This is a genomic window from Psychrobacter sp. 1044, assembly GCF_904846525.1.
Classification (GTDB): Bacteria; Pseudomonadota; Gammaproteobacteria; order Pseudomonadales; family Moraxellaceae; genus Psychrobacter.
Map to the genome: position 1 here is coordinate 1 of NZ_CAJHAZ010000056.1, position 867 is coordinate 867.

Consider the following 867-nt stretch of genomic DNA (forward strand, 5'->3'; position numbering starts at 1 on the left):
CTAGGGACTGTATAGAATTGAGAAAGCATTGAAAAAAATAAGCAACGCCTTACTCTAATGTTTACCACAACAAAGAAACAAGGCGTCACTTATGGCTCGCACTAAGCTCAACGATGAACATTGGCACAAGCTATTTATTATATTGCGACAAATTAACGTATATAACAAGCCCAATCTAAGACGTACCGTTGAAGGCATGTTGTACCGCATACGAGTAGGCTGTCCATGGCGAGACTTACCTTCTTATTTTGGTCATTGGTCTAGCATATATCATCAATACCGTTACTGGCGTAAAACCGGTAAATGGCAAAAGCTCATGAAGATAGTCACAGCAAACTATGATAGTGAATGGTTATTTATAGACGGTAGCGTGGTCAAAGCTCATCAGCATAGTACAGGCGCAGCCAGTCATCTTGATGAGGCCATTGGTAAAAGCGTTGCAGGTAATAGCAGCAAACTGCACTTAGTGGTCGATGCTTGTGGCAACCCTATACATGTTGAGCTGTCAGGTGGGCAAGTACATGACTCTAAGATGGCAAAGGCGTTGATATGTAGTACCATTAACAACCAGACTAAAGCGGTGATTGCAGACAGGGGCTACGATAGTAGCGATATTAGAGAGTGTATCTTCAAGCACTGTGCTCAGTCAGTCATACCTGTTAAGTCGAACTCTAAAAGCAGTAACGACACACTAGATTGGTATTTGTATCGTTGCCGTCATTTGGTAGAAAACGCTTTTGCTAGATTGAAACATTTTAGGGGCATTGCCACGCGATATGATAAGCTCAAAGATAGCTTTGCAGCGGCGGTAATGCTCGCTTGTGTCTTTATCTGGTTGCCCTTGATTTGAATTCTATACACACCCTA

1 protein-coding gene is annotated in these 867 nt (G+C 42.4%); it reads left to right on the top strand.

Translation table 11 applies throughout. The features are described from left to right. Positions 1 to 91: 91 nt before the first annotated feature. Entirely contained in the window at positions 92 to 850 is a 759-nt protein-coding gene (locus JMX82_RS14165; protein ID WP_025651202.1) for an IS5 family transposase, read from the top strand. Positions 851 to 867 lie beyond the last annotated feature (17 nt).